Source organism: Sphingorhabdus sp. (assembly GCF_040079335.1).
Lineage (GTDB): Bacteria > Pseudomonadota > Alphaproteobacteria > Sphingomonadales > Sphingomonadaceae > Sphingorhabdus_B.
Window position 1 is genome coordinate 1 of record NZ_JBEBKL010000072.1, and the last position, 7,394, is coordinate 7,394.

Genomic DNA, 7,394 nt, shown 5'->3' on the forward strand with positions numbered 1-7,394 from the left:
CGGCATCGAGGTGGCTGAGCACATAGGCCCCCAGCACCCCGCCTATCACTCCGGGCACCAGCAGGCGGAAGAACAGCTTCTTGTCGACATTGCCGTGAAGCAGATGGCTGATCCCGGAAGTCGCGGTGGTAAAGCATTCGACAATGTGCACCCGCTGCGAGGCGAGCGCGGGCGGAACCCCCATCACCCCCACCAGCAGGGTGTTGGAGATCACCCCGAAGGTCGAAATGCGAAAAATCCATCCTGCTCGACTCCGCTCGGGCAATTGTCGATCATTTGAATAGAGTTTCGCCGCTGCGCCGGCGAGAAAGTTCTTCCTAGCCGCGCCGAAGCGAAACTTTTCTGCGGCAATCAGCGTCGCCGATAGCGAAAATACCAGATTTTGTGTCGGTTTTCAATCATCTATCTGACTCCGCTTCATTTTTGGCTGTTTCGCCGAACCTGAAATTGCTCCAGCAATCACCGGGTAATCACCGAAATGGCTATCACGAAACTTTCCGTACTGCAGTCAGACTTACTTCGAAGCCAAGCGGCAGCAGCAATTCGGAGATTCCCCATGCCTGACTGGCACGAAATGAGCCGGTAGGCGCCTTAGGGAGCATGGCGAAACCGGTCGTTCGCTTATCCAGATCCTAGCAGACATTCCTTCAAGCAAAGCCGGCGCGGCTCATTGGCATAACTGACATGAATTTGACTCCGAGCTTTTTATACCAGACGTATGATATATAAAGGAGCTGATGGCAGTGGCAAACAAACAGCTGAGTTTGGCGTTCAGCCGACAGGTAGCTGCCTTTAAGGACGATCCATGTCCTAAGGTTTCTGCGCGGTTGGAGCGTGTTGCTCGCCTTCGCCGGATGGTGATTGACCGCCGCGAAGCGTTTCGCAGCGCTCTGGCTGAGGATTTCGGATCGCACCATCCTTGGTTGACCGACCTGATGGAAACCGGCCCGGTGCTGGGACGCTGCAACTATTTTCTGGCGCACCTCCCGGAATGGCTCGCGGAGGAACGGATTGATCTGGGGCCAGAACATGGCACGTCGCATGGTGAAATTCTGATGCTGCCCAAAGGCGTGATGGGCAATATCGCGCCGTGGAACTTCGCCATCGAATCCGCGCTGGTGATGTGCGTGGACATGCTGGCGGCGGGCAACCGTGTGATCATCAAACCGTCCGAACTGGCACCGGGCACGGCGCAAGCGGTAGCGGATGCCGTTGCCGCGTATTTCGAGCCGGAACTTCTCAGCGTTGTGCAAGGCGGGCCGGAACTGGCGCAAGAGTTCGCCGCCATGCCGTGGGACCATCTGACCTTTACCGGCAGCCCGCGCATCGGGCGGCTGGTTGCGCAGGCGGCCGCGCGTAACATGGTGCCGGTAACGCTGGAACTGGGCGGCAAGAACCCGGCGCTGTTCGCGCCTGATGGCGTGACCGAAGAATTGGCGCGGCTTTTCCTGTCTTTCCGTACGCTCAAATCAGGGCAGGTTTGCACTGCGCCCGATCATGTGCTGGTGCCGCGCGGGCAGATGGAAGAATGGATCAGGCTGGCCCAAGCTGTCTGGCAGCAGGCCTACCCCACCTATGTCGGCACGGATCAGTGTATCGGCATCATCAACGCCGCGCACTTTGCCCGGCTGTCGGGCTATGTCGAGGAAGCCCGCGCTCGCGGTGTCCGCGTTGAGGGGCTGAACAGCGATGTGCCCGATCCCGGATTGCGGCATTTCCCACTGACGCTGGTGGTCGATCCGCCGGCAGATCTCGGCTGCATGACCGATGAGGTGTTCGGCCCCGTCATTCCGGTTGTGCCCTATGATGATGTGGACAGCGTCTTTGCGCGGATCAACGCCGGGGAAACGCCGCTCGGTGCCTATATCGCGACGCATGACACGGCGCTCGTCGCCCGGTTTGTCCGCGAGGTGCGTAGCGGCGGGGCTGCGGTCAATAACTTCGGGCTGCAAGGCGGGCATGTCGCCCTGCCGTTCGGCGGGTTGGGGAACTCCGGCCAAGGGTGCCATTCGGCCAAGCAGGGCTTCCTCAACTACAGCCACGCCAAATCGGTCTTCTGGGGATCGGCGGACAATATCGTCCACAAGGTGTTGGAGCCGCCGCTGTCTGATCTGACCGGCATGGCCGCCAATGGCCAATATGGGGAAGCCTGATCATGCCAAAGATTGTCGATCATGACGAACGCCGCGCACATATTGCTGCTGCCGTCCTGCGCGTGATCGCCCGCGACGGGGTAAAAGGCGCGGACTTGCGCTCGGTGGCCAAGGAAGCAGGCTGCTCGACCGGAGTGATCGCCCATTATGTGGGTGATAAGCAGGCGCTTCTGCTCGGCGCATTACGCGAGGCGATGAACCATGTCGCGCGCGCTATGTCCGATGTCGCTGCGGGGCAAAGTGGGATGGCGCGACTGATCGCGATGCTCGAGGCCGGGATGCCGCTTGATCCGGAACGTGCTGCCTCGTGCCGCATCTTCTATCACTTCGCCGCCGAAGGGATGAACGATCCCAAGCTCGCAGGAGAGCTCGCCAGTTATTATGATTGGTGGCGGCGTGAAGTGGGCGATGTGATCGAGGTCTTGCAGGCGGATGGACATTTCGCCGGGCAGGATCCGTCAGCGCTTGCAGAGACTATGGTCGGGCTGGCCGAAGGGCTTGCCATTCAAGGCGTATTCGCGGCTGACCCGGCGCAAACCGCGCGCCTGAGCCGGCGGTTGGCCGATGCCATCGCCCGCTTTGATGCGCCGCTTTCGCGCCGGGAACAGATGGCATGAGCGCGCTCCAGTCTCTCGAGACCGCGATCCATGCCGCATGGCGCGAACGCACTCCGCAATCAGCTGCCTGGCACGAACGGGCGCAAGCCGCACTGGTGGGGGGTGTATCCGGGACGGTCCGATTTTTTCCGCCCTATCCGGCCTATTTCGAAGGTGGTCACGGCGCGCATGTCACCGACATCGACGGGCATGACTACATTGACTGCTTCCTGTGCGGAGCCTGCCTGCTGCTAGGCCATCGTGCCCCTGCTCTGATGGATGCCATTGCCGAAGGAGCGGCAAGGGGATCGCTGATCCTCAATCCTCGACACAGCACCGAAACCGCCGAGATGATGCAGGACATCGTGCCCGGTGCCGAGCGGGTGCGCTTCCTCAACAGCGGCACCGAGGCTGTCATGTCGGCGCTGCGTTTCGCGCGCGCCTTCACAGGGCGGGCCAAGATCATCAAGTTTCTGGGCACCTATCACGGCATGGAAGATCAGATGCTGGTCGGGCTCGACGGGCGGGCCAGTGTACTTGGCGCGGGCATTCCGCCTGGAGCGGTCGAAGACATCATCATGCTGCGCTTTGGCGATGAGGACGCATTGCACACTGCACTGGCCGTCGGAGACGTCGCAGCGGTGCTGATGGACCCCTCTATGCACCATGGCGGGCTGTGGGTGGGAGATGGCAGCTTCCACCATGCCGCGCGTGAAATGACGACCAAGACCGGCGCGTTGCTGATTTTCGATGAAGTCATTGCCGGCTTCAGGCTTGCGGTAGGCGGCGGTCAGCAGCATTTCGGGGTGACCGCAGACCTTGCCATCTTCGGCAAGGCTTTCTCGGCAGGCGAAAAGCTGGGCGCGGTGACAGGCCGGGCGGATGTGATGGGCGTGGCCGATCCCTCAGGGCGCTCCAAGGGACCTTTCGCCTTCCAGAGCGGTACAGGCAATGACACCACAGTCGCGCAGCTTTGCGCGCAAGCGGCCATGCTAGACTATGCCCAACGTCAGGCCGATGGCGGCTATGACCGGATCGGTGCGCTTGCCCGACGGCTGGGCGATGGGTTGGTGGCGACTTTTACCGCGCACGGGTTGGCGCTCCACGCCAACACGCTGGGGCCGATCGTCCGAATTTTCTTGATCGATGGCGCGGCCGACTATGACCGGGCGAGTATCACAAATCGCAAGCAGCTTAATCTCTTTCACCTCGCGCTTCTGACCGAAGGTGTGCTGACGATCCCCGGTTCGAACGATTTCTTCTTGTCCTTTGTCCACAGCGAGGCGGATATCGACGCGATCATCGCTGCTGCGGCGCGCGTGCTCAAGCGGTTCGATTTTGCCAGTGCGGTGGAACAATGAGCGCGCTGCCGATTGCAGGTCACTGGTTCGAACGCAAGGCGCTCGGCGATGGCATCACTTTGCTGTGGGAGCCGCATGTTCACCCGCTTCTGCGCTGCAACATCTGGCATGTCGCAGGGCGGGACAGCGACCTGCTGATCGATACCGGGCTGGGCGTGGGGAGCCTTGCGGAGGCCGCCGCCGACCTGTTCGGCAAGCCGCTGACCGTTGTCCTCACCCATTGTCATATGGACCATGCGGGCGGCGCGCATGAGTTCGGCGTGTGCTGCGTCCATGACGCAGAGGCACAGGCGCTCGCCGAAGCCAGCAACCATTTGCCGCTCGATATTGCGGCCTATTCTGCCGATGACCTCGCGTGGTTTTCTGGCGTTGGCTACGACATATCGGGCGGCCTGTTGACCGCGATCCCGCATGCCGGGTTCGATCCTGGCACGCATGTCATGCAAGCCGCTCAGGCCTCACGCCTGATTGGCGAAGGCGATGTCGTCGATCTGGGCGATCGCAAGTTCGAGGTGCTGCACTTGCCCGGCCATTCTCCCGGCAGTATCGCCCTGTGGGAGGTTGCCAGCGGCACATTGTTCTCGGGCGATGCGATTTATGACGGCGCGCTGCTCGACCAGATACCCGGCTCTGACATCCCGGCCTACATCCGCTCGATGGAACGATTACGCGCCTTGCCCGCCCGTATTGTCCATGCAGGACATGATCCCAGCTTTGGCCGCAGTCGGCTGGTCGAACTGGCCGATGCCTATCTCAACAGCAGGAGCGACCCAATGACCATCGATGTCATTGTGCCCGAGGCCATGCGCAAAGCCTATGACGCGTTCCATTATGCACCAGCAGTGCGTGAAGCCGGACTGATCTTTTGTTCAGGCGTGATCGGCCAGGGCGACAGCGCCGAGGACGAGTTCCGCGACGCCTGGGAGAAGATCGGTCTGATCCTCGCCGAAACCGGCGCCAACTACACGGATATTGTCGATACGACGATCTACATGGTCGATCTGGCCGCCAATGCCGCAGTGATGGCCAAGGTCAAAGATGAATTCATCCATGCCCCCTTTCCCGCCTCAACCTGGATTGGCGTTTCGGGTTTCGTTCGTCCCGGTGCGCGGGCGGAAGTCAAGGTAACGGCGAGAGTCAAATCATGATGATCGAGGTTGGCGAATTGACCCGCGAAGTGGGCGCGACTGCGGCACGCGCCATCGAGGACGAGCTGGATTGGGAGCATCTGCCCCATGTCCACGCCTTTGCTTTTGAGAGCATCACCCTCAACAAGGCTGACCGCAATGGTTGGGATGCCAATGTCGTGCTGCGCGACGGGCAGGCGATGCGGATGACGGTGGCGCTTGATGCCGACCGGTTGGGATATACTAACGCCACATTTGATGCCGACGGGACCGAGAATGGCCGCACCGTTTGCCGGATCGCTCCGGGCGACGGCGATCATTGCACGATGCTGCTGAGCTTCTTTGTTCCGGATCGCCCGAATCTCGACAAACCTGCTGTAGGCAAGTTTTATTCCGACATGTGGGTCCGCCTGATTGATGAGGACGAGCCCAAGATGATCCACCGCGCACGCGCACTGAAGGAAGGAGCGACGCTCCATAAGCAGCGACGGCAGGTAACCTTGGCGGACGGCAGTGTCTGCGAAGTGCCGCTGGTCTGTCCGCATCAGGGACTGCCGCTCGATTGTAAGCCTGACGGCGAAGGCATGATGACCTGCCCCTGGCATGGCTATCGTTTTGACGCGCGGACCGGTGCCTGTTTGAGCGGACAGATAAAGGGCTGGGTCAATCGGCATCCTGCCTGAATAGCCAACAAAACAGGCGTGACGAACTCTGGAAGGAGCGCGAAGTGGCAAAAGAGCAGATTGCGGTTATCGGCTATGGGATGATCGGCCAGTCAATCTCCGCCAGGTTGTCCAGCCACGGCAGGGCCGTTCGGATTATCCAGAGGTCACGCCCTTCCAGCTTGCCCGCAGGGGCGGTGTTTCAGATCGGCGATGCGCTTGATCCCGAATCCATTGGTCAGGCGATCAAGGGCTGCGATGCAGTCGTCGCTTCGCTGGGCTTTCCATACCGGGGCAATGTTTGGGAACGAGCCTGGCCAACAGCGATTGCCAATATCCTTGCCGCCTGCGAGGCACAGCAGGCAAGGCTGGTCTTCGCCGACAACATGTACATGTATGGGCCGCAGACGCTGCCGCTCACCGAAAGCATGCCGATCGTGGATTATCGGCGTAAACCCAAATCACGCGCTGCGGCGACGCGATTGTGGCAGCAGGTCCACTCCGATGGACGGGTCCAGGCGGTCGCGGTGAGATCGAGTGATTTCTATGGATCGGGCGTCAGGCAGTCGATCTTTGGCGTGCCCACGCTCGGATTGATAGCGCAAGACAAGACAGTACTCATGACAGCAGACCCCGATTTCCCGCACGATGTCACGCACGTCGAAGACTATGCCCGCGCTGTCGTTACTCTTCTCGATGCCCCAGCATCCGATTATGGCCAGGCATGGCACGTGCCCTGTTCACCTACCCTGACTTTTCGGCAATTCATGCAGATTGCTGCGGATACCATTGGTGTGGAACTCAGACTCAAGCAGCTCAACAAGCTGCAAACCTACCTGCTAGGCTTCCTGAGCCGCGACGTTGCGGAATACCGCGAAATGCACTTTCTGCTGGACCGGCCCTATCTGGTTGACATCTCGCGATTCCGCGATCGGTTCTGGGGCGATACCGTTCCGTTCGAGACGGGAATTGCCCGGGCCGTGAAGTCGTTTCGTACCCCTCAGCAAGCCGTTTGAATTCCGCTAGCGAATTCGCCGTGCCGCAGTGGCGCAGGTCGCGCTCATTCCCCCTCAAACACTTTCTGGAAGCCGCGAAATGAAGTTAGGAGGTCTGGCTGCCTGGCCTTTCGCACTGATGGTCGGCACCTATGCGCTTTACCAGTTGATGCTCAAGCTCCCGCGACCTGGGATCAATATTCTTGCCTTCCAGGTGCTGGCATATGCAGTTGCCTTGGTCGTCGCCTCGATCCTTTGGTGGCGCAACCCCGAACTTGGCAGCAATCGTTTTGAGCCGCGCGATGTGTCGGTTGCAGTGGTATTCGGCCTAGCGGTGGTTGGACTCGAGTACGGTTATGTCTCCGCTTTCCGCCTGGGCTGGCCGGTAAACACCACTGGAACCATGGTTACAGTTGCCACCGCAGTCTTGCTTGTTCCCCTCGGGTGGTTGGCATTTCGAGAAGTTCTGTCACCGCGCAACCTGATTGGTGCGATCATGT

The 7,394-nt window shown here is 60.4% G+C and carries 7 protein-coding genes and 1 pseudogene; 7 read left to right on the forward strand and 1 reads right to left on the reverse strand.

Annotation, left to right across the window (positions count from 1 at the left end):
- Positions 1-220, reverse strand: a pseudogene (locus ABL922_RS13650) (sulfite exporter TauE/SafE family protein); the annotation flags it as partial.
- Between the two features lie 523 nt (positions 221-743).
- On the opposite strand from ABL922_RS13650, the gene ABL922_RS13655 reads away from it, so the two are divergent.
- The 7 genes from ABL922_RS13655 to ABL922_RS13685 form a co-directional block, all read left to right on the forward strand.
- Positions 744-2,153 carry an aldehyde dehydrogenase family protein gene (locus ABL922_RS13655; RefSeq protein ID WP_349024763.1) on the forward strand — a complete coding sequence of 470 codons (1,410 nt, stop codon included), beginning with the start codon at positions 744-746 and terminating at the stop codon, positions 2,151-2,153.
- A 2-nt stretch (positions 2,154-2,155) separates the two neighbouring features.
- Positions 2,156-2,770 (forward strand): TetR/AcrR family transcriptional regulator, encoded by a 615-nt coding sequence (locus ABL922_RS13660; RefSeq protein WP_349024764.1) that lies wholly within the window; start codon positions 2,156-2,158, stop codon positions 2,768-2,770.
- Positions 2,767-4,110 (forward strand): aminotransferase class III-fold pyridoxal phosphate-dependent enzyme, encoded by a 1,344-nt coding sequence (locus tag ABL922_RS13665; protein WP_349024765.1) that lies wholly within the window; start codon positions 2,767-2,769, stop codon positions 4,108-4,110. Before ABL922_RS13660 ends, ABL922_RS13665 begins: the two co-directional genes overlap by 4 nt.
- Entirely contained in the window at positions 4,107-5,258 is a 1,152-nt protein-coding gene (locus ABL922_RS13670; RefSeq protein WP_349024766.1) for an MBL fold metallo-hydrolase, read from the forward strand. Before ABL922_RS13665 ends, ABL922_RS13670 begins: the two co-directional genes overlap by 4 nt.
- Positions 5,255-5,920 carry a Rieske 2Fe-2S domain-containing protein gene (locus ABL922_RS13675; protein ID WP_349024767.1) on the forward strand — a complete coding sequence of 222 codons (666 nt, stop codon included), beginning with the start codon at positions 5,255-5,257 and terminating at the stop codon, positions 5,918-5,920. The genes ABL922_RS13670 and ABL922_RS13675 overlap by 4 nt, the downstream gene beginning before the upstream one ends.
- Before the next feature lie 44 nt (positions 5,921-5,964).
- Positions 5,965-6,915 carry an NAD-dependent epimerase/dehydratase family protein gene (locus ABL922_RS13680; protein ID WP_349024768.1) on the forward strand — a complete coding sequence of 317 codons (951 nt, stop codon included), beginning with the start codon at positions 5,965-5,967 and terminating at the stop codon, positions 6,913-6,915.
- A 28-nt stretch (positions 6,916-6,943) separates the two neighbouring features.
- Positions 6,944-7,394: hypothetical protein (locus ABL922_RS13685; RefSeq protein WP_349024769.1), on the forward strand; the 451-nt coding region annotated here is incomplete at its 3' end.

Bases quoted from the DNA above. Each gene is read 5' to 3' on its own strand.
- ABL922_RS13660 (WP_349024764.1), top strand. From the start codon at position 2,156: ATGCCAAAGATTGTCGATCATGACGAACGCCGCGCACATATTGCTGCT.
- ABL922_RS13675 (WP_349024767.1), top strand. From the start codon at position 5,255: ATGATGATCGAGGTTGGCGAATTGACCCGCGAAGTGGGCGCGACTGCG.
- ABL922_RS13670 (WP_349024766.1), top strand. From the start codon at position 4,107: ATGAGCGCGCTGCCGATTGCAGGTCACTGGTTCGAACGCAAGGCGCTC.
- ABL922_RS13665 (WP_349024765.1), top strand. From the start codon at position 2,767: ATGAGCGCGCTCCAGTCTCTCGAGACCGCGATCCATGCCGCATGGCGC.